The sequence below is a fragment of the Streptomyces sp. NPDC033131 genome (assembly GCF_055578365.1).
Window position 1 is genome coordinate 227,805 of sequence record NZ_JBVIPA010000006.1, and the last position, 19,575, is coordinate 247,379.

At 69.2% G+C, this 19,575-nt stretch carries 20 protein-coding genes and 1 tRNA gene; 5 read left to right on the forward strand and 16 right to left on the reverse strand.

Going from position 1 to position 19,575, the window contains the following annotated elements; genetic code table 11:
• Nucleotides 1-2: 2 nt before the first annotated feature.
• A complete protein-coding gene (locus ACZ5XS_RS11415) occupies nt 3-1,109 on the reverse strand; it encodes a sugar ABC transporter substrate-binding protein (protein WP_468650049.1) in 1,107 nt (368 codons plus the stop codon).
• Between the two features lie 295 nt (nt 1,110-1,404).
• Between ACZ5XS_RS11415 and ACZ5XS_RS11420 the strand changes: the two genes are divergently transcribed.
• On the forward strand, nt 1,405-3,072 hold the full coding sequence (locus ACZ5XS_RS11420; protein ID WP_468650051.1) for a PA14 domain-containing protein: 1,668 nt from the start codon (nt 1,405-1,407) through the stop codon (nt 3,070-3,072).
• A 53-nt stretch (nt 3,073-3,125) separates the two neighbouring features.
• On the opposite strand, the gene ACZ5XS_RS11425 is transcribed toward ACZ5XS_RS11420, so the two are convergent.
• From ACZ5XS_RS11425 to ACZ5XS_RS11445, 5 genes are all read right to left on the reverse strand, one after another.
• Nucleotides 3,126-3,572, reverse strand: coding sequence for a heat shock protein transcriptional repressor HspR (locus ACZ5XS_RS11425; protein WP_217242850.1), 447 nt, complete (start codon nt 3,570-3,572; stop codon nt 3,126-3,128).
• Nucleotides 3,573-3,577: 5 nt separating this feature from the next.
• A complete protein-coding gene (gene dnaJ / locus ACZ5XS_RS11430) occupies nt 3,578-4,768 on the reverse strand; it encodes a molecular chaperone DnaJ (protein ID WP_468650053.1) in 1,191 nt (396 codons plus the stop codon).
• Between the two features lie 33 nt (nt 4,769-4,801).
• Nucleotides 4,802-5,527 carry a nucleotide exchange factor GrpE gene (gene grpE, locus ACZ5XS_RS11435; protein WP_468650055.1) on the reverse strand — a complete coding sequence of 242 codons (726 nt, stop codon included), beginning with the start codon at nt 5,525-5,527 and terminating at the stop codon, nt 4,802-4,804.
• On the reverse strand, nt 5,524-7,365 hold the full coding sequence (gene dnaK, locus ACZ5XS_RS11440) for a molecular chaperone DnaK (protein ID WP_217242853.1): 1,842 nt from the start codon (nt 7,363-7,365) through the stop codon (nt 5,524-5,526). Before dnaK ends, grpE begins: the two co-directional genes overlap by 4 nt.
• Before the next feature lie 96 nt (nt 7,366-7,461).
• A complete protein-coding gene (locus ACZ5XS_RS11445) occupies nt 7,462-8,490 on the reverse strand; it encodes an MraY family glycosyltransferase (RefSeq protein WP_468650058.1) in 1,029 nt (342 codons plus the stop codon).
• A 228-nt stretch (nt 8,491-8,718) separates the two neighbouring features.
• On the opposite strand from ACZ5XS_RS11445, the gene ACZ5XS_RS11450 reads away from it, so the two are divergent.
• From ACZ5XS_RS11450 to ACZ5XS_RS11460, 3 genes are all read left to right on the forward strand, one after another.
• The gene (locus ACZ5XS_RS11450) at nt 8,719-11,010 is read left to right on the forward strand and encodes a (Fe-S)-binding protein (RefSeq protein WP_468650060.1); all 2,292 of its coding nucleotides are present in this window, start codon (nt 8,719-8,721) and stop codon (nt 11,008-11,010) included.
• Nucleotides 11,011-11,241: 231 nt separating this feature from the next.
• Nucleotides 11,242-12,690: an FG-GAP-like repeat-containing protein gene (locus ACZ5XS_RS11455; protein ID WP_468650062.1), complete on the forward strand. Its 1,449-nt coding sequence runs from the start codon at nt 11,242-11,244 to the stop codon at nt 12,688-12,690.
• 61 nt (nt 12,691-12,751) lie between these two features.
• On the forward strand, nt 12,752-13,738 hold the full coding sequence (locus ACZ5XS_RS11460) for a Yip1 family protein (protein WP_468650064.1): 987 nt from the start codon (nt 12,752-12,754) through the stop codon (nt 13,736-13,738).
• 97 nt (nt 13,739-13,835) lie between these two features.
• Here the strand turns inward: ACZ5XS_RS11460 and ACZ5XS_RS11465 are convergent, their stop codons facing one another.
• The 3 genes from ACZ5XS_RS11465 to dcd all read right to left on the reverse strand — a co-directional run bounded on the left by ACZ5XS_RS11465 (nt 13,836) and on the right by dcd (nt 15,199).
• Nucleotides 13,836-13,982, reverse strand: a complete 147-nt coding sequence (locus tag ACZ5XS_RS11465; RefSeq protein WP_468650194.1) for a winged helix-turn-helix transcriptional regulator — start codon at nt 13,980-13,982, stop codon at nt 13,836-13,838.
• Nucleotides 13,983-14,072: 90 nt separating this feature from the next.
• Nucleotides 14,073-14,582, reverse strand: a complete 510-nt coding sequence (locus ACZ5XS_RS11470; protein WP_468650066.1) for a phosphoribosyltransferase — start codon at nt 14,580-14,582, stop codon at nt 14,073-14,075.
• A gap of 41 nt (nt 14,583-14,623) precedes the next feature.
• Nucleotides 14,624-15,199 (reverse strand): dCTP deaminase, encoded by a 576-nt coding sequence (gene dcd, locus ACZ5XS_RS11475; protein ID WP_468650068.1) that lies wholly within the window; start codon nt 15,197-15,199, stop codon nt 14,624-14,626.
• Nucleotides 15,200-15,755: 556 nt separating this feature from the next.
• Here dcd and ACZ5XS_RS11480 point away from each other — a divergent pair.
• Nucleotides 15,756-15,829: transfer RNA gene (locus ACZ5XS_RS11480), tRNA-Gly, on the forward strand.
• 49 nt (nt 15,830-15,878) lie between these two features.
• Here the strand turns inward: ACZ5XS_RS11480 and ACZ5XS_RS11485 are convergent.
• The 7 genes from ACZ5XS_RS11485 to ACZ5XS_RS11515 all read right to left on the reverse strand — a co-directional run bounded on the left by ACZ5XS_RS11485 (nt 15,879) and on the right by ACZ5XS_RS11515 (nt 19,566).
• Nucleotides 15,879-17,072 (reverse strand): tyrosine-type recombinase/integrase, encoded by a 1,194-nt coding sequence (locus tag ACZ5XS_RS11485; protein ID WP_468650070.1) that lies wholly within the window; start codon nt 17,070-17,072, stop codon nt 15,879-15,881.
• Nucleotides 17,072-17,284 (reverse strand): excisionase family DNA-binding protein, encoded by a 213-nt coding sequence (locus ACZ5XS_RS11490; protein ID WP_468650072.1) that lies wholly within the window; start codon nt 17,282-17,284, stop codon nt 17,072-17,074. Before ACZ5XS_RS11490 ends, ACZ5XS_RS11485 begins: the two co-directional genes overlap by 1 nt.
• On the reverse strand, nt 17,281-18,585 hold the full coding sequence (locus ACZ5XS_RS11495) for a replication initiator (RefSeq protein ID WP_468650074.1): 1,305 nt from the start codon (nt 18,583-18,585) through the stop codon (nt 17,281-17,283). The genes ACZ5XS_RS11490 and ACZ5XS_RS11495 overlap by 4 nt, the downstream gene beginning before the upstream one ends.
• Before the next feature lie 129 nt (nt 18,586-18,714).
• Complete coding sequence (locus tag ACZ5XS_RS11500) at nt 18,715-18,966, reverse strand: SpdD protein (protein WP_468650076.1); 252 nt, start codon at nt 18,964-18,966, stop codon at nt 18,715-18,717.
• A gap of 13 nt (nt 18,967-18,979) precedes the next feature.
• A complete protein-coding gene (locus tag ACZ5XS_RS11505) occupies nt 18,980-19,174 on the reverse strand; it encodes a hypothetical protein (protein ID WP_468650078.1) in 195 nt (64 codons plus the stop codon).
• A gap of 9 nt (nt 19,175-19,183) precedes the next feature.
• Entirely contained in the window at nt 19,184-19,375 is a 192-nt protein-coding gene (locus ACZ5XS_RS11510; protein ID WP_411150439.1) for a mobile element transfer protein, read from the reverse strand.
• Complete coding sequence (locus ACZ5XS_RS11515; protein ID WP_468650080.1) at nt 19,375-19,566, reverse strand: hypothetical protein; 192 nt, start codon at nt 19,564-19,566, stop codon at nt 19,375-19,377. Before ACZ5XS_RS11515 ends, ACZ5XS_RS11510 begins: the two co-directional genes overlap by 1 nt.
• Between the last annotated feature and the right edge of the window lie 9 nt (nt 19,567-19,575).

Consider the following 19,575-nt stretch of genomic DNA (forward strand, 5'->3'; position numbering starts at 1 on the left):
GGCTACTTCAGCCCGATCTCCTCGCACGCCGCCTTGTAGCCGCTCGTGCAGATGTCGGACACCTTGTAGATGCCGTCCGCGACGACCGTGGACTCGATGTTGGCCTTCGTCAGGGCCACCACCGGCACCAGCTGGGCGGAGATGCCCTTGTGGGTGGGGCTGTCCACCTTGTCGGAGGCGAGGGCGTCGAACTTGATGTCCTTGCCCTGGATCTTCGCCACGGCCATCTCCGCGGCGGCCTCGGCCTCCTGCGCGTACGGCTTGTAGACGCTCATGTACTGCTCACCGGCGACGATCCGCTGCACGGCGGAGAGTTCCGCGTCCTGGCCGGTGATCGGGGGCAGCTGGGAGAGACCCGCGGCTTCCAGGGCCTTGATGATGCCGCCGGCCATGGCGTCGTTGGCGGAGTACACCGCGGCGATGTTGCTCTTGCCGATCTTGTTGAGCGCCTGGGCCATGTTGGACTGGGCCTCCTCCGGACTCCAGCCCTTGGTGTCGAACGACTCGGCGATCGTCACCTTGCCCTCCAGCTCGGAGAGCGCGCCCGCCTTGAACTGCCCGGCGTTCGGGTCGGTGGGCGAACCGTTCATCATGACGATCTTGTCCGAGGTGTCGCCGCGCGGGCCCAGCGCGTCGATGATCGAGCGGCCCTGGACCTCGCCGACCAGCTCGTTGTCGAAGGAGACGTACGCGTCGATCGGGCCCTCGGCCAGGCGGTCGTAGGCGATGACGGGGATGCCCGCCTCCTTCGCCTTCGTCACCATGCCGGCGATGGCGTGCGAGTCGACGGCGTCCAGGAGGATGACGTCGACCTGGTCGTCGATCATCTGCTGCATCTGGCCGGCCTGCTTGTCCGGGTCGGCGTCGCCGTTGGCGTACATCGTCTTGCCCTTGTTCCCGGTGAGGGAGGAGACCTTGGCCTGGATGATGGGGTAGTCGAACTCCTCGTACCGCGTGTTCGTCTTCTCCGGCATCAGCACGCCGACGGTGATGTCGTTCCCCTTGGTCGGGCTCGCCTCGGTGCCCGTCCCGGTCACCCCGAGCGCACCGCAGGCGGCAAGCGAGAGGGTCATCGTGGACGCGGCCACGGATACGGCGATACGACGCATGGGGGAGCTCACTTCTTGGTGCCTTCCGAACGCGGGCGCAGCATTGCGACCCAGGTGTCTGAAAAGACAACGCGTCGGCGTCCCCCAGCGTCAAGCGGAACTACTTAACGAGTGCGCAACGCCACGCTCCGCTTTGCATGTGGAGACATAGCGAAACTTCTCCAAACGCCCGTTACGGACCCTCCATCAAACCCGTCCCCTCGGGACGGCAAAGATCCGTACAACCAAGTTCATTCCTCGCGAGTCGTGATCACAGCGGCTGCCTCTGCCGCTCCGATCACGACCAGAGGACCGAATGAACCCAGCCAGACGCACGACCAGGGCGGCCACGACCGCCGTCGTGCTCGCCACCGCGGGCGGCCTGCTCACCGCTGTCACCGCCCCCGCGTCCGCCGCGACGACCTGCACCTCGCCGGTCTTCAAGCGGCAGTTCTTCGCGAACACCACCTTCTCCGGTACACCGAAGAAAACGGACTGCGACAGCACCATCGACCAGAACTGGGGCACCGGAGCCCCCGCCTCCGGCCTCCCGTCGAACAACTTCGGCGTCCGCTGGACCGTCACCCGCGACTTCGGCTCCGGCGGCCCCTTCGCCCTGCCCGTCTCCGCACAGGACGGCATCCGCGTCTACCTCGACAACGTCCGCAAGGTCGACCTCTGGAAGAACGTGTCCTCGACGGTCAAGAAGACCGTCAACGTCACGATCCCGTCCGGCAGGCACACCCTCCGCGTCGACTTCGTCAACTGGACCGGGACGGCGAACGTCTCCTTCGCCTACACGCCCCGCACCTCGGCCACGGTCGACAAGGTCAAACCGCTCGCCCCCACGGCTGCTTCGGTCACGTACGACCAGGCCACCGGCAAGGCGAAGCTCACCTGGGCGAAGAACAAGGAGATGGACCTCGCCGGATACCGCGTCTACCGGCGCCTGAAGGGCACGGCGTTCGGCAGCACACCCGCGGCGACGACCACGTCCACCTCGTACACCGACACCACCCTGCCGGTGGCCGGCGACACGTACTACTACGAGATCCGCGCCCACGACAAGGCCGGCAACACCTCGACGGGGACGGCCGACCAGGGTGTGACCACCGTCGACCGGACCGGCCCGGTGCGGGTCGCCGCCGTGTCGGCGCTGGGGACCACCGCGGGTAACGCCTTGACGTGGCAGGCCTCTTCGTCGAAGGACGTCGACCACTACGACGTGTGGGGCGCACCCCTTGGTCAGGAGGACCCGGACGGGCCGCAGCCCGTTTGGGGTACGTCCTGGACCGACGTCTCGACGGTTGCGGGAACGTCGTACACCTACAGGGTGCAGGCCGTCGACGCCGCCGGGAACTTCGCACCGGTCTCGGATCCGGTGACCGTCACCCGCCCGGTGGCGTCCGCCGTCCCCGCCCCGGCCGCGGTCCAGGGAACGCCCACCGACGCTTACACCCGTCTCACCTGGACTCCATCCGGTGGGGAGGCCACGGGGTTCCACGTGTACCGCCGCACCGAGCCGCTCGGCGCATGGGTCCTCGCAGGGGACACCGGTGCGTCGGCCACGTCGTTCGACGACACCGGCGCCCCGCGGGGCAGGGCCTACTACTACGTCGTCGCCGTCGACGGAACGGGCGCCGAGTCCGTGCCGTCCCCGCAGACAACCGTCGACCGGCTCTCTCCGGCCACCGCCACCGGGCCCGCCGCACCGCGGCTGACGCTGGTCAGCGCGGGCGGCACGCGGTTCCCCGTCCAGGTGACGGCCGCGCCCGGTGCCGGCGACGAGGGCCGGGTGCTGCAGGGCTATTCCTGGGACATCTCCGGCGCCTGCGGCTCCAGCGGCACTCGGCTGTCGACCAACGGGACCATCGAGTGGATCCCGACGTACAACGGCCCGTGCATGGTCACCGTGTACGCCGTGGACGCCTACGGGCGTACGGGCGAGCAGAGTTCCTCGCAGGAGTTCATGGTCGGCCGCTGACACGCGAAGGGGCCCGGAGGCTGAAACCTCCGGGCCCCTTCCGCATGCGGACGTCAGTCCTGCTGCCGCTTGGGCCGCCACACCACCAGCGCACTCGTCTGCTGGACCTCCTGGTACGGGACCAGGTCGCGGCGGTACGACGCGTGTACCGCCGCCTCCCGCTGGCGCATCGCCGCGGCGGCGCCCTCGAGGGCCGCCTCCATCTCCGCGACGCGGGACTGCAGCGCGGCGACCTGGTTCTCCAGCTCGATGATCCGCTTGATGCCGGCCAGGTTGATGCCCTCGTCCTGAGACAACTGCTGGACGGTGCGCAGCAGTTCGATGTCGCGGGCCGAGTAGCGGCGGCCCCGCCCGGGGGTGCGGTCCGGGGAGACCAGGCCGAGACGGTCGTACTGCCGCAGGGTCTGCGGGTGCAGGCCGGAGAGCTGGGCCGCCACCGAGATGACGTAGACCGGGGTTTCCTCGGTCAGTTCATACGGGTTGCGTCGACGACCGTCCATCTCGATCATGCTCCCTTCGCGGCCTGGAACAGCTCCGCCCGCGGGTCCTCGTCCGCGGTTGCCTCGCGATACGCCTCTAGCGCTTCACGAGCATTCCCCGTCAGGTCCTTCGGAACACTCACCTCGACGGTGACCAACAGGTCGCCGCGGGTGCCGTCCTTGCGGACCGCGCCCTTGCCGCGGGCACGCATGGTGCGGCCGTTGGGCGTGCCCGGGGGCAGCTTCAGGGTGACGGGAGGACCGCCCAGGGTGGGGACCCTGACCTCGCCGCCCAGGGCCGCCTCCGCGAACGTGACCGGGACCGTCACCGTGAGGTTGTCGCCCTTGCGGCCGAAGACCGGGTGGGCGCCCACGTGCACCGTGACGTACAGGTCGCCCGCCGGGCCGCCGCGCTCGCCGGGTGCGCCCTTGCCGCGCAGCCGGATCCGCTGCCCGTCGGTGACACCCGCCGGGATGCGGACCTGCATGGTGCGGGAGGACTTGGCCCGGCCACTGCCCTTGCAGTCGAGGCAGGGGTGCTCGGCGATCAGGCCGCGGCCCTTGCAGTCGGGGCACGGGTCGGTGAGGGAGAAGCCCCCGCCGCTCCCGCGGGCGACCTGACCGGTGCCGACGCAGGTCGGGCACACGCGCGGTGTGCCGTTCTTGTCGCCGGTGCCCGAGCAGGCCTTGCAGGGCTGCTGCGAGGACATCCGCAGCGGGACCGTCGCGCCCTCGATCGCCTCGGTGAAGCTGAGGGTGACCTCGGACTCGATGTCCTGGCCGCGCCGGGGCTGCGTACGCGTGCCCGTGCCGGCGCCGCCGCGGTTGAACAGGCCCCCGAAGACGTCACCGATGCCGCCGCCGAAACCGCCGGCGCCGCCTTGGGAGCCGCCGCCCTGGGCGCCGCCTCCGAAGAGGTCACCCAGGTCGAAGTTGAAGGAGCCGCCGCCCGCGCCCGGCCCCGGGCGGAAGCCGCCGTTGCCGAAGAGGGCGCGGGCCTCGTCGTACTCCTTGCGCTTCTTGGGGTCGCCGAGGATGTCGTTGGCCTCGGAAATCTCCTTGAAGCGCTCCTCGGCCCTGGCGTTGCCCTTGTTGGCGTCCGGGTGGAACTCGCGGGCGAGCTTCCGGTACGCCTTCTTGATCTCGGCCTCGGTGGCGTCCTTGGGGACGCCGAGGACCTTGTAGTAGTCCTTCTCGATGAAGTCCTTGGTGCTCATCCTCGACGTCCCTCCTTCCACGTGGATTCAAGCTCAGCCCTCGTCCGGGCCACCGCTCTCCTTGTCGTCGGCGGCGGAGGCGGCAGAGGCGGCAGAGGCGGCAGAGGCGCCCGAGGCACCCGAGGCACCCGAGGCACCGGATGACGTCTCCGCCTCGTCGCCCTTGACGGTCTGCGCGCCGGGCTGGGGCTCGGCCACGGCCACCCGCGCGGGGCGGATGGTGCGCTCGCCGAACCGGTACCCCGGCTGCAGAATCGCCACGCACGTCGTCTCCGTGACGTCCGGCGCGTACGAGTGCATCAGGGCCTCGTGGATCGTCGGGTCGAAGGGCTCGCCCTCCTTGCCGAACTGCTGCAGGCCCATCTTCGCCGCGACGGTCTCCAGCGACTCCGCGACGGACTTGAAGCCGCCGACGAGTTCGCCGTGGTCCCGCGCGCGGCCGATGTCGTCGAGGACCGGCAGGAGCTCGGTCAGGAGGTTCGCGATGGCGATCTCCTTGACCGCGATCCGGTCCCGCTCGACCCGGCGGCGGTAGTTCTGGAACTCGGCCTGGAGCCGCTGGAGGTCCGCGGTGCGCTCGTCGAGCGCCGTGCGTGCCTGGTCCAGCTGGGCCGTCAGGCCTGCCAACTGTGCTGATGCGTCCCCGGCCGGGGCCGCCCCCTCCCCGGAGGGAGCGGCGGCCTGCGGCTCGGCGTCGTCGGGGGTGGCGCCGGAAGGGACGTCGGGCTTCTCGTCGAAACCCGGGGTCTCCTCCGTCACGCGGCACCGTCCTTGCGCTCGTCGTCCACGATCTCGGCGTCCACGACGTCGTCGTCGGCCTTGGCCTCGGACGCGCCCTCGGCACCGGCGGTGGCCTGGCCCGCCTGGGCATCGGCGTACATCGCCTGGCCCAGCTTCTGCGAGACGGCCGCGACCTTCTCGGTGGCGGTACGGATCTCGGCGGTGTCCTCGCCCTTGAGCGCGGCCTTCAGCTCCTCGATCGAGGCCTCGACCTCGGTCTTGATCTCGCCGGGGACCTTGTCCTCGTTGTCCTTGAGGAACTTCTCCGTCTGGTAGACGAGCTGCTCGCCCTGGTTGCGGGTCTCGGCGGCCTCGCGGCGGGCGTGGTCCTCCTCCGCGTACTTCTCGGCCTCCTGGCGCATGCGGTCGACCTCGTCCTTCGGCAGCGAGGAGCCGCCGGTGACGGTCATCTTCTGCTCCTTGCCGGTGCCGAGGTCCTTGGCCGTGACGTGCATGATGCCGTTGGCGTCGATGTCGAAGGCGACCTCGATCTGCGGGACACCGCGCGGGGCCGGCGGCAGACCGGTCAGCTCGAACATCCCGAGCTTCTTGTTGTACGCCGCGATCTCGCGCTCGCCCTGGTAGACCTGGATCTGGACGGACGGCTGGTTGTCCTCGGCGGTGGTGAAGATCTCGGACCGCTTGGTCGGGATCGTCGTGTTCCGCTCGATCAGCTTGGTCATGATGCCGCCCTTGGTCTCGATACCCAGGGACAGCGGGGTCACGTCGAGGAGCAGGACGTCCTTGACCTCACCCTTGAGGACACCGGCCTGCAGGGCGGCGCCGATGGCGACGACCTCGTCCGGGTTGACGCCCTTGTTGGCGTCCTGGCCGCCGGTGAGCTCCTTGACGAGCTCGGCGACGGCGGGCATCCGGGTGGAGCCACCGACGAGAACGACGTGGTCGATCTCGGAGAGGTTGATGCCGGCGTCCTTGATGACGTTGTGGAACGGCGTCTTGCAGCGCTCCAGCAGGTCGGCCGTCAGCTGCTGGAACTGAGAGCGGGTGAGCTTCTCGTCCAGGTGCAGCGGGCCCTCGGCGGACGCGGTGATGTACGGCAGGTTGATCGAGGTCTCGGTGGACGAGGACAGCTCGATCTTGGCCTTCTCGGCGGCCTCGCGGAGGCGCTGCAGGGCCATCTTGTCCTTGCCGAGGTCCACACCGTGGCCGGACGCGAACTGCTTGACCAGGTAGTCGACGACGCGCTGGTCCCAGTCGTCACCACCGAGGTGGTTGTCGCCGTTGGTGGCCTTCACCTCGACGACGCCGTCGCCGATCTCCAGGAGGGACACGTCGAAGGTGCCGCCACCGAGGTCGAAGACGAGGATCGTCTGGTCGTCCTTGTCGAGGCCGTACGCGAGCGCGGCCGCGGTGGGCTCGTTGACGATGCGCAGGACGTTCAGGCCCGCGATCTCGCCGGCCTCCTTCGTCGCCTGGCGCTCGGAGTCGTTGAAGTACGCCGGGACGGTGATGACCGCGTCGGTCACCTTCTCGCCCAGGTAGGCCTCGGCGTCCCGCTTCAGCTTCTGCAGGATGAACGCGGACATCTGCTGCGGGTTGAAGGGCTTCCCGTCCAGCTCGATCTTCCAGTCGGTGCCCATGTGGCGCTTCACCGAGCGGATGGTCCGGTCCACGTTCGTGACCGCCTGGCGCTTGGCCACCTCGCCGACGAGCACCTCACCGTTCTTGGCGAAGGCGACGACGGACGGCGTGGTCCTGGCGCCCTCGGCGTTGGTGATCACGGTGGGCTCGCCGCCCTCCAGAACGCTGACGACGGAGTTAGTCGTGCCCAGGTCGATGCCGACCGCACGTGCCATGGTTGATTCCTCCAGCGATGACTTGAGTGGAACGGACTCAAGTGTGCACGACGCCTCAGCCCTGGTCAACAGACCTGAGTCGCACGGACTCAACTCTTATCCGTTCCTTACACGCAACTGCCCTGTGACCTGCGGAGATTCCGGGCGCCGAGGACCGCGAGGGGTGTACACCCGGATCCGCAGCAGGGCGAGTACGGCGACCAGAGCGCCCGCCGCCACCCAGAACACCCCGGAGTGCGCGACCCATTCCAGATGCACGAGGACCGCGACGAGTACCCCGCCGGACGCCCCGGCACCGAGCAGAACCGTCACCCCCTGGGGCGTGAGGCCGAGCCGCCGCAGCCGGTGCGCGAGATGGTCCGGCCCGCCGCGCAGCAGAGGCCGCCCGGCGAGGCGCCGGGAGAGCAGGACGAGGGCGGCGTCCGCGCCCGCGAGGGCCGTCAGCGCGAACAGCACGCCCGCGCTGGACGCCGGTTCGTGCCCGGTCCGGGCGGCCACGGCGGCCGAGGCGAGCACGAACCCGGTGAACAGGGACCCGCACGAACCGAGCCCCACGCGCGCGGGCGGCCAGTTGTGCATCAGGAAGCCGGTCAGCGCGGCGGCCAGCACGCTCAGCAGCGCCGCCAGCCCGTCCAGCACCTCGGCCGCCGCGAGCACCCCCGCTCCGAAGGCGGTGACGACCCCCACGGTGCCCGCCAGCGCGTCCGCGTGATCGAGCGCCCGGAAGCCGACGGCGACGAAGACGATCCAGCCGATCGCCGCCAGCCCGCCCGCGATCCCGGTCTCCGCGTACGGCACCACACAGGCCGCCGCGACGGCCGTACCGCCCACCAGGAAGCGCATCTTGACGCGCCGCAGGTCGGCGATCAGACCCAGCGCGGCGACGGCGGTCCCGGCGCAGAGCAGCGTGCCGATGCCGCCCACGAGCGGCGCGAACCCGGTCCACTCCCCGGCCATCGTGACCAGGCAGGTGACGAGCACGACGGCCACTCCGCCGAGCAGCGGGAGCGGGCGCTGCCGGCGCCGGTCGAGGATGGCGAGGCGCAGGGCAGGGACCCGCAGGGCAGCGGTGAGGACGGCGGCGAGGAGGAGGGCGATGACGGCGGCGGCGATCCCGTAGAGCACGGACCCAAGCTAAGCCGAATGTCATGATTTGGTATGAATGGCGGGACCGGACCGGCGCGCCGCGTGACCCGGCCGCCACCGGGTTTACTGAGGTCTGCCTCAGTAGCACAGATCACCGAGCGGCTGACTACATTGCGACACAAGATTGCGGGTACTCTCAGAGGACTGCATAAGTTACCGCTTAGTAATCTCCCGTGAAGACCCCCTCGCAGGCCCGAGGAGCCCGAAATGCAACTCGCCGCGATCATCGTGTCGCTGGTTCTGACCGTGGTCGGCGTCGCGCTGCTCGCACGCGCCATCGGCCAGTTCGTCCGGTACTTCAAACTCGGTCAGCCGCTCCCCGCCGGCGCCCGGACCGACAACCCCTACCAGCGCAGCGTGACGCTGGTGAAGGAGTTCCTCGGTCACACCCGGATGAACCGCTGGGGCATCGTCGGCTTCGCCCACTGGTTCGTGGCGATCGGCTTCCTGACGCTGCCGCCGACCATCATCACCGCCTACGGCCAGCTCTTCGAGGCCGACTGGACGCTCCCGGTGATCGGCGGCTTCCTGCCGTACGAGCTGTACATCGAGTTCATCGCCGCGATGACGACCCTCGGCATCGCCACACTGATGGTCATCCGCCTGCTGAACCTGCCGTCCCGGCCGGGCCGCAAGTCACGGTTCGCGGGCTCGAAGATGGGTCAGGCGTACTTCGTCGAGTACGTCATCCTCACCATCGGTCTGGCCATCTACGTGCTGCGCGGCCTCGAGGGCGCCATCCACCACGTGGAGCACTACGAGGCCGCGTACTTCGCCTCGTACCCGCTGGTCCTCGCCTTCAAGGGGCTGAGCCTCGGCACGCTGCAGAACCTCATCTACCTGACCGCCATGATCAAGCTGGGCACGACCATGATCTGGATGATCACGGTCTCGCTCAACACCAACATGGGCGTGGCCTGGCACCGCTTCCTGGCGTTCCCGAACATCTGGTTCAAGCGCAACGCCACCGGCGGGACCGCCCTGGGCGGACTCCAGCCGATGACCTCCGGCGGCAAGCCGATCGACTTCACCGACCCGGGCGACGACGACGTGTTCGGCGTCTCCCAGGTCGAGCAGTATTCCTGGAAGGGCCTGCTGGACTTCTCCACCTGCACCGAGTGCGGGCGTTGCCAGTCCCAGTGCCCGGCCTGGAACACCGGCAAGCCGCTCTCCCCGAAGCTGCTGATCATGTCGCTGCGGGACCACGCCCACGCCAAGGCGCCCTACCTGCTCGCGGGTGGCGGCAAGACCATGGAGGGCGAGGAGAAGGCGTCAGAGGAGCAGCTGAAGGACGTGCCCGCCGCCGCTCTCGCGGAGGCCGAGCGCCCCCTCGTCGGCACCGCCGAGGAGAACGGCGTCATCGACCCGGACGTCCTGTGGTCCTGCACCACCTGCGGCGCCTGCGTCGAGCAGTGCCCGGTCGACATCGAGCACGTCGACCACATCGTCGACATGCGCCGCTACCAGGTGATGATCGAGTCCAGCTTCCCCTCCGAGGCGGGCACGATGCTCAAGAACCTGGAGAAGAAGGGCAACCCCTGGGGCCTCGCCAAGAAGCAGCGCCTGGAGTGGCTGAAGGAACTCGACTTCGAGGTGCCGGTCGTCGGCAAGGACATCGAGGACCTGACCGAGGTCGAGTACCTGTACTGGGTCGGCTGCGCGGGCGCGCTGGAAGACCGCGCCAAGAAGACCACGAAGGCCTTCGCGGAGCTCCTCCACATGGCGGGCGTCAAGTTCGCGATCATGGGCGGCGACGAGAAGTGCACGGGTGACTCGGCGCGGCGCCTCGGCAACGAGCCGCTGTTCCAGGAGCTCGGCATGGAGAACGTCTCCGCGCTGAACCTGGCGTTCGGCGAGGAGATGGACGACGAGGGCAACTTCACCGAGGAGTCGAAGAAGCCCAAGTCGGCGAAGAAGATCGTCGCCACCTGCCCGCACTGCCTCAACACCCTCGGCAACGAGTACCCGCAGCTCGGCGGCGACTACGAGGTCATCCACCACACCCAGCTGCTCCAGCACCTGATCGACGAGGGCAAGCTGGTCCCGGTGACGCCGGTCGAGGGCCTCATCACCTACCACGACCCCTGCTACCTGGGCCGCCACAACAAGATCTACACGCCCCCGCGCGAGATCATGACGGCCGTCCCGGGCCTGCGCCAGCAGGAGATGCACCGCCACAAGGAGCGCGGCTTCTGCTGCGGCGCCGGTGGCGCGCGGATGTGGATGGAGGAGCGGATCGGCAAGCGCATCAACAACGAGCGCGTCGACGAGGCCCTTTCCCTCAACCCGGACATCGTCTCCACGGCCTGCCCGTTCTGCCTCGTCATGCTGACCGACTCGGTCAACGGCAAGAAGAACGACGGCAAGGCCAAGGAGTCCATCCAGGTCGTCGACGTCGCCCAGCTGCTCCTCGACTCCGTCAGGACGCCGGTGGACGACGAGCCCCCGGCGGGCGACACGGACGCCGAGAGCGAGCCGGAGCCGCAGCCGGTGAAGTAGGCGGTGAAGCAGGCCGTTTCGCAGGTGCGTTGAGACGCCCCCATGTCCTGACCGGACATGGGGGCGTCGTCGTCGCATGAACACCCCGTCCCCCACTCCCAGAGCCCCAGAGCCCGTCCGCCCGACCTCAGCAGACTCAACTACGCACCGAACTCACGTACTTGACCGAACTCACGTACAACCCTCACGCCCCGGTAAAGGTCTCCTGATCGTCGAACAGGAGGACACCACATGCTCCGGCACCACCGCCGCATCGCCCTGGCCGCCCTGGTGGCGGCGGGAGCGGTCACCCCTTTGACCCTCCCGGCGACGGCCACCGCGGCCCCCGCCAAGTACGCGGACGACTTCAACGGCGACGGCTACCGCGACCTCGCCACCGCCGCCCCCTCCGCGACCGTCGCCGGTAAGACGTACGCGGGCGCGGTCGTCGTCAACTACGGCTCCGCGAGCGGCGTCAGCGCCTCTCGCCGTACCGTCGTCACCGAGAACACCGCCAACGTCCCCGGCACCGCCGAGAAGGACGACCAGTTCGGCTCGGCCCTCGCCTCCGGCGACCTCAACCGCGACGGGTACGCCGACCTGGTGATCGGCGCCGAGCGGGAGGACGCCGGCTCCGACGTCGACGGCGGCGCCGTGGTGATCGTCTGGGGCGGCAAGAACGGCCTCTCCGGCGGCACGTCCGTCCCCGACCCGGCCCCCTCGGCCCACGACTTCTACGGCAAGTCACTCGCCGTCGCCGACTTCACCGGGGACGGCCGGGCCGACCTCGCCGTCGGCAGCGCGGGCAAGGGCATCTGGATCCACCGGGGCGGCTTCACCAAGACCTCCGGCGCCGCCTCCCGCTACCAGCTCGTCACCGCCCTCCAGTCCGGCGGCCGCCTCTACGGCGCCCAGTCCCTCGCCGCCGGGGACATCAACGGCGACGGCACCGCCGACCTGGCCGTGAGCGGCAGCTACCACCCCGACGCGAGCACCTACGACGACGGCACCCTGATCTACCTGGGCTCCTCCTCCGGGCTCGCCTTCCAGACCGTACTGAAGAACAAGGCCTGGGAGCTGGCGGTCGTCGGCGACCTCAACCGCGACGGCTACGCCGACGTGATCACCAGTGCCGCGCCCGGTGCCGTCCGGCAGGGCGACGGCGGCTCGGTCAGCGCGTACCTCGGCAGCGCGAACGGCGTCCGCACCCAGCCGCAGGCCACCCTCACCCAGGACAGCCCCGGCGTCCCCGGCGGCGACGAGGAGAGCGACTGGTTCGGCCACGCCCTGTCCGTCGACGACGTCAACGGCGACGGCTACGCGGACGTGGCCGTCGGCGCGATCTTCGAGGACGTCGGCGCCGCCGAGCTCACCGGCAACGTCACCGTCCTGCGCGGTTCGGCGGCCGGCCTGACCGGCACCGGCGCCCAGTCCTTCAACCAGGACACCGCCGGTGTCCCCGGCACCGCCGAGGACACCGACCGCTTCGGCGCGTCCGTACGCCTGGCCGACCTCAACGGCGACCGGCGCGCGGACCTCTCCGTCGGCGCCGACGGGGAGAACGCCGGCGACGGCGCCTACTGGGTCCTGCGGGGCTCGTCCGCCGGCGTGACCACGACGAAGGCGGTGAGCTTCGGACCGTCGTCGGCCGGGATGTCGACGTCGGGGTATCCGCGGCTCGGAGCGACCATGCTGAAGTAGCCGTCCCCCTGCAGACGTCCCCTACGGGCCCCTTAGAGGTCCCTCGGAAGTCCCCTAGGGGATGTCACAGGTCGGCCGCAAAGCCGGGCCCGGAACGCCGGGCCCGGCACGTCACTCTCCGAGACCAGGTACGTTCGAAGACGTGGCTGGATTCAGGATCGGACGCGGCCGGGACAACGGCGCTCCTCACGCGCGACCGCAACAACCTCCGTACGGGCAGCAGCAGGCGCCCCAGGGACCGCCGTACGGCTCGTCCCAGGGACCGTCGTACGGCTACCCGCCGGCGCCGCAGCCCCACCCGGGGCAGCAGTACGGCGGGGGCACCCAGGCGGGCGGTTACGACGAGCCGGAGTACTTCGGCGACGGCGGCGCATACCCGCCGCAGCCAGGGCCCGACCCGTACGCCGCCAACCACCCGGGGCACACCCAGGCGTTCTCGGTCGACGAGGACCCCTACAACCAGGGCGGCACCTACCGCGCCGGCGCGGCCCCCACGGCCCCGGTCGGCCCCCGCCTGCACTGGAAGCAGCTGTTGAGGGGCATCGTCGTGGCCCCCAACCAGACCTTCCTCCAGATGCGGGACTACACGGTGTGGGGCCCCGCCCTCGTCGTGTCCTTCCTCTACGGCCTGCTCGCGGTCTTCGGCTTCGACGGCGCCCGCGAGGACGCGATCAACGCCACCCTGTCGAACGCGGTCCCGATCGTCCTGGTCACCGCCGTCGCGATGGTGCTGAGCTCCTTCGTCCTGGGCGTGGTCACCCACACCCTGGCCCGCCAGCTCGGCGGCGACGGCGCCTGGCAGCCCACCGTCGGCCTCTCCATGCTGATCATGTCCCTCACGGACGCCCCGCGCCTGGTCGTCGCGATGTTCTTCGGCGGCGACGCGAGCTTCGTCCAGATCCTGGGCTGGGCCACCTGGGTCGCGGCCGGCGCCCTGCTGACCGTGATGGTCCGCCGCTCCCACGACCTGCCCTGGCCGAAGGCACTGGGCGCTTCCGCGATCCAGCTGATCGCACTGCTGTCGATCGTGAAGCTGGGCACGTTCTGAGGTTCCGCAGCGTAGGCAAGGGGCTCCCCGCGTGCTGCGGGGAGCCCCTTCTCATGGGCGCTCAGCTACGGGTCGGTCCTCAGCTACGGGTCGGTCCTCAGCTACGGGCGTCGTACCGCTCGCGTGCCGCGAGTACCGCTTCGATGTGCTCCTCGGCCCAACGGCCCGGTGCTTCCAGGGGCATGTGCAGCGTGCGTCCCGGCGCGGTCAGCTCGTACTCGGTTCTCGGCGGCACCATCGAAATCCGGGTGCTGTGGCATGCGTCACACCGGGCACCCCCGCGTGCGCATTCCGCACCCGCACCCGCACCCGCACCCGCATCCGCATCCGCAGGTCAGACCGCTTCCTTGTTCTCCTTGGGTGCCTCTCCCGACCTGTGTACCGGAGGCAGGACACTCCACGGGAAGTTGATCCACTCATCGGTCCGCTTCCACACGTACTCGCACTTGACCAGCGACTGGGTCTTCTCGTAGATGACCGCGCTGCGCACCTCGGCGACCGTGTCGAGACAGAAGTCACGCACCAGCTTGAGCGTCTTGCCGGTGTCGGCGACGTCGTCGGTGATGAGGACCTTCTTGGAGGAGAAGTCGATGACGTTGGGGACGGGCGCGAGCATGACGGGCATGTCGAGGGTGGTGCCGATCCCCGTGTAGAACTCGACGTTCACGAGATGGATGTTCTTGCAGTCGAGGGCGTAGGCGAGCCCGCCGGCGACGAACACCCCGCCACGGGCGATGGAGAGCACTATGTCGGGCTCGTACCCGGAGTCGGCGATGGCCTGCGCGAGCTCGCGCACGGCGGTGCCGAACGCCTCGTAGGTCAGATTCTCCCGAACCCCGCTCACACCACTCGCCCCCTCGCTCATCCCGCCGGTCATCCCCTCGCTCACACCTGTGTCCGATGGAAGTTGAGGAAGGACCGGGAGGCGGTCGGCCCGCGCTGCCCCTGGTACCGGGACCCGTACCGCTCACTCCCGTAGGGGAACTCGGCGGGCGAGCTGAGCCGGAACATGCACAGCTGCCCGATCTTCATGCCTGGCCAGAGCTTGATCGGGAGGGTGGCGAGGTTGGACAGCTCCAACGTCACGTGCCCCGAGAACCCCGGGTCGATGAACCCGGCGGTGGAGTGCGTGACCAGACCCAGCCGTCCCAGGGAACTCTTCCCCTCGAGCCGCGAAGCAAGATCGTCGGGAAACGTGATGACCTCGTACGTACTGGCGAGGACGAACTCCCCGGGATGCAGAATGAACGGCTCATCGCCCTCCGGCTCGACGAGCCGCGTGAGATCCGCCTGCTCGATGGAGGGATCGATGTGGGGGTACCGGTGGTTCTCGAACACCCGGAAGTACCGATCAAGACGTACGTCAATGCTGGACGGCTGCACCATGGATTCGTCGAAGGGATCGATGCGCACCCGCCCGGCGTCGATCTCGGCCCGGATGTCCTTGTCTGAGAGAAGCACGCCCCGAGGATACGCAAGACGCGCGGACCGACCACCATCGGACGGCCCGCGCGCCAGCACTGCTCCTGTACGACTACCGGTACGGATACCGACAGGGCTCCTGCCGTGTCACCTGCTACGCCTGATGCTTCTCCAGGGCCACCGGCACCACACTGCGGAGCCGGGCACACCGAGGACACCGGACGAGCCGTCCGGGACCGAGCCGCTCGGCCTGCTGCATCGGGAACGAAGCGGTGCTGAACACGTGCCCATCGGCACAACGGACGACGGTGCGTTCCATCAAGTCCATGAGTCCCTTCCCCAAGAGCCGCGTCGTCCGGCTGCTACTCGCCGCACGACAAAAGCCACATTACGGGATCAAAGAAGCGACTCTCCAGGGGGCACTCCGACCCACCCGGCCCCTCTCCCACGTCTCCACCGTACGCCCCAACTCCGGCCCCCCGCAGCCCGGTCACCGCCCCCGAAACGCACAGCGGCCCCACGGCTTCAGCACCGGGGGCCGGACATGAGGTAAAGTGACGGTGCGTTCCGACACCGGTTCATTCCGGCGTCTTTCGCGGGTGTAGTTTAGTGGTAGAACATCAGCTTCCCAAGCTGAGAGTGCGAGTTCGATTCTCGTCACCCGCTCCATGAAGAAGGCCCAGGTCATCGACCCGGGCCTTTTTGCTGTCCGTCATGATCAGTCGTCGCGTGCCAGATTCGTGCCAGAACGTTGATCGTCTCGGTCATCGGTGTCTGCATCTGGCACGGCCGCAGCTTCCTGGCGCGCCTTGCGTACGGTCGCGTCGAGTCCGGCAGCAACTTCCTGCTGTCGCTCGTCGTCGGAGTGCTGATAGATCAGTGCCGCTTTCTCCGAGGACTGCCCGGCCCGGACCATCGTGTCCTTGAGGGTGGCACCCGAGCGCGTGGACAGCGTGTGCCCGGTGTGGCGGAGATCGTAGAACCGGAAGCCCTCGGGCATGCCGACGATCTCACGTGCCTTCCTCCACTTCCGGCCGAAGGTGCTACGGCGGAAGGGGGCGCCCTTCTCACCGACGAAGAGCAGCCCATCGGGGCCCGGCTCGGCGTACGACTCCAGGTGCCACCGGAGCTCCCGGCGGAGGAAGGCGGGAAGGATCACACTCCGGGTTCCGGCCTCAGACTTGGTGTCGCCCTGGACACGTCGCCCGTTCATGCGCTCCGGCTCGGCGAGGCGAACGCGAATCCGCAGAGCGTCGAGGTCGACGTCTCGACGACGGAGGCCGGCCAGTTCCTCAGGCCGCATCGGACCGTACGCGCCGAGGTAGACCATGAGCCGCCACCGCATGCCAATGGCTTCGGCGAGCGCGTCGACCTGGGCCACGGTGGCGATGCGCCGCTCAGCAGCCCTCTCCTTGCCAGCACCCTTGATCCGGCACGGGTTGCGCTGGATCAGTTCGTCATCAACGGCGGTCTCCATGATGGCCTTGAGCAGCCGGTACGCCTTGGCGATCATCGTCTTGCCGCCGTTGGCCCGCAGCTGCGCTGTCCGCCACTCACGAACCTGTGGCGCGGTGATCTCGTCCAAGTCGGACTCGGCGAAGCTGCCCATCAGGTACTTGTCGAGGAGATACCGGTAGAGGTCCTGAGTGAGAGGCGCGAGTTCCCGTTCCTCGACCCACTTCTCTGCGTAGACACGGAAGCCCACCGCCCCCGCTTCGGGGTCCCGCCATTCACCACGCCGGATCTCCGTCTGCTTTTCAGCAAGCCAGTCATCGGCATTCGCCGTCGTCTCGAAGGTGATCGGGGCCGGTCGCATCACGCCGTCTGGGCCCGGGTAGCGCGCCTGATAGCGACCGGACGGAAGTTTCCTGATGGCCCCGAAGCGCCGCCGCCTGCCTCTGTTGTTGGCCATCAGGAGGCCCTCCTGTACCGGGTACGGGGCCGCCTCAGCGGCTGCACCATGCGGGACGTGATGAACTCCTCCACCGCGCTTTCCGGGATGCGGACGTGCCGGCCGACCTTCACGTACCGGATGCGCCGCTCCTCGATCAGCCGCCGGGGAAAGCGGGTGGTCGTGCCGAGCAGCTCGGCGACCTGGTCGACGGACAGATAGCGGTCGGTCATGCGGTGGGTTCCCCTTCCGTTCCGGGGGCGGGTTCGAGGGATGCGGATAGCCAGGCTTCGGCGCGGGAAAGGCCGGTTCCGGCGAAGACCCAGTGAGAGAGGACGAGGGTGGTTTCCGTCGGCTCTGTCTCGACGGGCGCAGCGACTTGTGCGCGGCGCCATTCGGCTCGTGCGTCGCGGAGAGCGCCGAGGGTGGTGGAGTAGCGGCGGGACTTGGTGGAGAAGTGGCCGCGGAAGCCGAGCATGTGAGCCCAGGCCCGAAGGCGGAGCTCGGCGAGTTCGGGGCGAGCGCCGAGAGTCCAGGCGACGCGGATCATGCGTTGGGCGTGTTCTGAGATGCGTGCCTGGGCGAGCTCGGCGAGGAACTTGAGCGGGCGGTCGAGGGTGCCGGTCGCCGTCTCGGCGCCTTTGGTGGCGTACTTGGCGATGTAGGCCGCTACGGCTCGTTCGGTCAGCTCCTGGCCATTGTCGAAGTCGGCGGATCGGATCGTACGGACGTCGAGTTGGCGGCCGAAGGCGAAGGTGTGCGCGCGGCCGTCGATGGTCGGGCCGTCGACGCGGGCGGCGGTGGCTGCGGCCTGGATGGCGTCCGTCAAGAGCTCTGCCGTTGCCCAGGCAGGCGGTGAGGTGTCGCCGCCTTCCGGGCCGTCGAGGCGAATGACCGCGTGGAAGTGCACGGCTCCGCGCTTTTGGTACTCGGCGACCTTGGCGAAGGAGATGCGTGCGTGGTCGCGGAAGGTGCGTTGGGTGAGGCCGGCGCGCTTGGCGACTTCCCGGCGGAGATAGATGGAGAAGCGCCGCCAGAGGAGCCCGGCGTGAGCGTTCCAGAGCACGGCCGTTTCGTAGTCGTACCGGTCCGGGTCCAGGGGCGTACCCAGAGCGTTGTCGTCCTCGTCGTGGCGAGCACCGCAGCGGCAGGGGCGTCCGTCGGATCGGCGGTTGTGGACCGGGCCGAAGCCGGGGGCGGTGAAGGTGGCGAAGACGCGGGGGTGTGTGGCGACCTGGTCGGAGGTGCCCTTTCCGCCGCGTAGTCCGGCGGTGATCAGGTGGTAGGTGTCGCGGCGGTAGGTCTCGGCACAGGCCGGGCAGCGGGTTGCTCGGCGGTTGTTGCAGCGGACGAGGAGTTGGCCCGCCGGGAGGGCGGTCGAGTCGAGGTGGTGCATGGCGCGGCCGATCTCGCCGGTTGTCGTGTCGACGGCGTATTCGGTGCGGTGGCCGTCGAGACGGACAGGGTGCGTGCAGCCGCCCAGGCCGGAGAGTTGGCGGGCCAGCTCGGGCATGTTTCCGAGGGAGGCCAGCATGGAGAGTTCCGCCAGCGGGGGCGGAGTCTGCCGGGTGAGAATGGGACTTCCTTTCGGCTGTTCTGCGGTTGGGAGGGACGGCCCCGGGGCGGCGGGATGCTTGGCGGCGTTTGCCGCCCCGGCGGCCGGTCAGCGCCTGTTGGCGTTGTTGAGCAGGGAGCGCAGGACCACGGCGGCGATGGCCACGGAGATGGCCGTGATGGCGACGGCCGCCAGGAGCGCGGTGAGGACGACCCCGCCGACGAGGACGACGGCGACCGGCCCCGCGTAGGGACTGAGCGAGCGGCCGGCGGCGGGAGCCGGGCTGTGCTGGTGGTGCTGCTGCTGAGGGATGAGGGTCGACGGCGGAGTGGGTACGTCGGGCAGCTTGGGGCGGAACATGGCGGAGCTCCTCTCAGCGGTTGTCGCCGTTGACGACGCCGACCCCGGAGCGGCTGCCGGACTCGATGGCGGGGGCGAGGAAGGTGTGGGAGAGCCAGAAGCCGAACAGGGCGATCACGACGGCGACCCACAAGCGGACGCCCAAGAACTTGATCGCAGCCCAGGCGATGACGCCCAGGACGAAAACGAGCGGGAGCGAGACGGTCACGGCATCTCCTCAGCGGACGCTGCAGCGGTGGGTACGGGCGGCGAGCTCGGCGGCGGCACGGGTGTCGTAGTCGTGGGAGAAGCCGCAGCGCGGAGCGGTGCAGACGGCGGTGTGCTTCTCGCGTCCGCGGCTGTCGTAGGCGGTGCCGACCTGGACGGGTCCGATGCGGACGACGTTGCGGAAGCGGCGGTTGGCGGGCATCAGGGGAGCTCCTCAGGGTTCTCGCCGGTGAAGTCGGCGGCGTGGTCGGCAAGCCAGCGCAAGATCTCGTCGCCTTCGTAGCTGTCGGCGGTGAGAATCACCGGTTCGGCGATGAGCACGGCTTCGGTGAGGCGGTTCTGTCGGGTCAGCTCGGAGGCACGCTTGAGCGCGCGGAGCGTGGACGGACGCAAGGTGGAAAG

Excerpts from the sequence above, each read along its gene's own strand:
- ACZ5XS_RS11490 (WP_468650072.1), bottom strand. The coding sequence starts at position 17,284 with ATGACCGACCGCTATCTGTCCGTCGACCAGGTCGCCGAGCTGCTCGGC.
- dnaK (WP_217242853.1), bottom strand. The coding sequence starts at position 7,365 with ATGGCACGTGCGGTCGGCATCGACCTGGGCACGACTAACTCCGTCGTC.
- dnaJ (WP_468650053.1), bottom strand. The coding sequence starts at position 4,768 with ATGAGCACCAAGGACTTCATCGAGAAGGACTACTACAAGGTCCTCGGC.
- ACZ5XS_RS11420 (WP_468650051.1), top strand. The coding sequence starts at position 1,405 with ATGAACCCAGCCAGACGCACGACCAGGGCGGCCACGACCGCCGTCGTG.
- ACZ5XS_RS11425 (WP_217242850.1), bottom strand. The coding sequence starts at position 3,572 with ATGGACGGTCGTCGACGCAACCCGTATGAACTGACCGAGGAAACCCCG.
- ACZ5XS_RS11415 (WP_468650049.1), bottom strand. The coding sequence starts at position 1,109 with ATGCGTCGTATCGCCGTATCCGTGGCCGCGTCCACGATGACCCTCTCG.
- ACZ5XS_RS11450 (WP_468650060.1), top strand. The coding sequence starts at position 8,719 with ATGCAACTCGCCGCGATCATCGTGTCGCTGGTTCTGACCGTGGTCGGC.
- ACZ5XS_RS11485 (WP_468650070.1), bottom strand. The coding sequence starts at position 17,072 with ATGGCCAACAACAGAGGCAGGCGGCGGCGCTTCGGGGCCATCAGGAAA.
- ACZ5XS_RS11460 (WP_468650064.1), top strand. The coding sequence starts at position 12,752 with ATGTCACAGGTCGGCCGCAAAGCCGGGCCCGGAACGCCGGGCCCGGCA.
- ACZ5XS_RS11500 (WP_468650076.1), bottom strand. The coding sequence starts at position 18,966 with ATGTTCCGCCCCAAGCTGCCCGACGTACCCACTCCGCCGTCGACCCTC.
- ACZ5XS_RS11495 (WP_468650074.1), bottom strand. The coding sequence starts at position 18,585 with ATGCTGGCCTCCCTCGGAAACATGCCCGAGCTGGCCCGCCAACTCTCC.
- ACZ5XS_RS11455 (WP_468650062.1), top strand. The coding sequence starts at position 11,242 with ATGCTCCGGCACCACCGCCGCATCGCCCTGGCCGCCCTGGTGGCGGCG.
- ACZ5XS_RS11510 (WP_411150439.1), bottom strand. The coding sequence starts at position 19,375 with ATGCCCGCCAACCGCCGCTTCCGCAACGTCGTCCGCATCGGACCCGTC.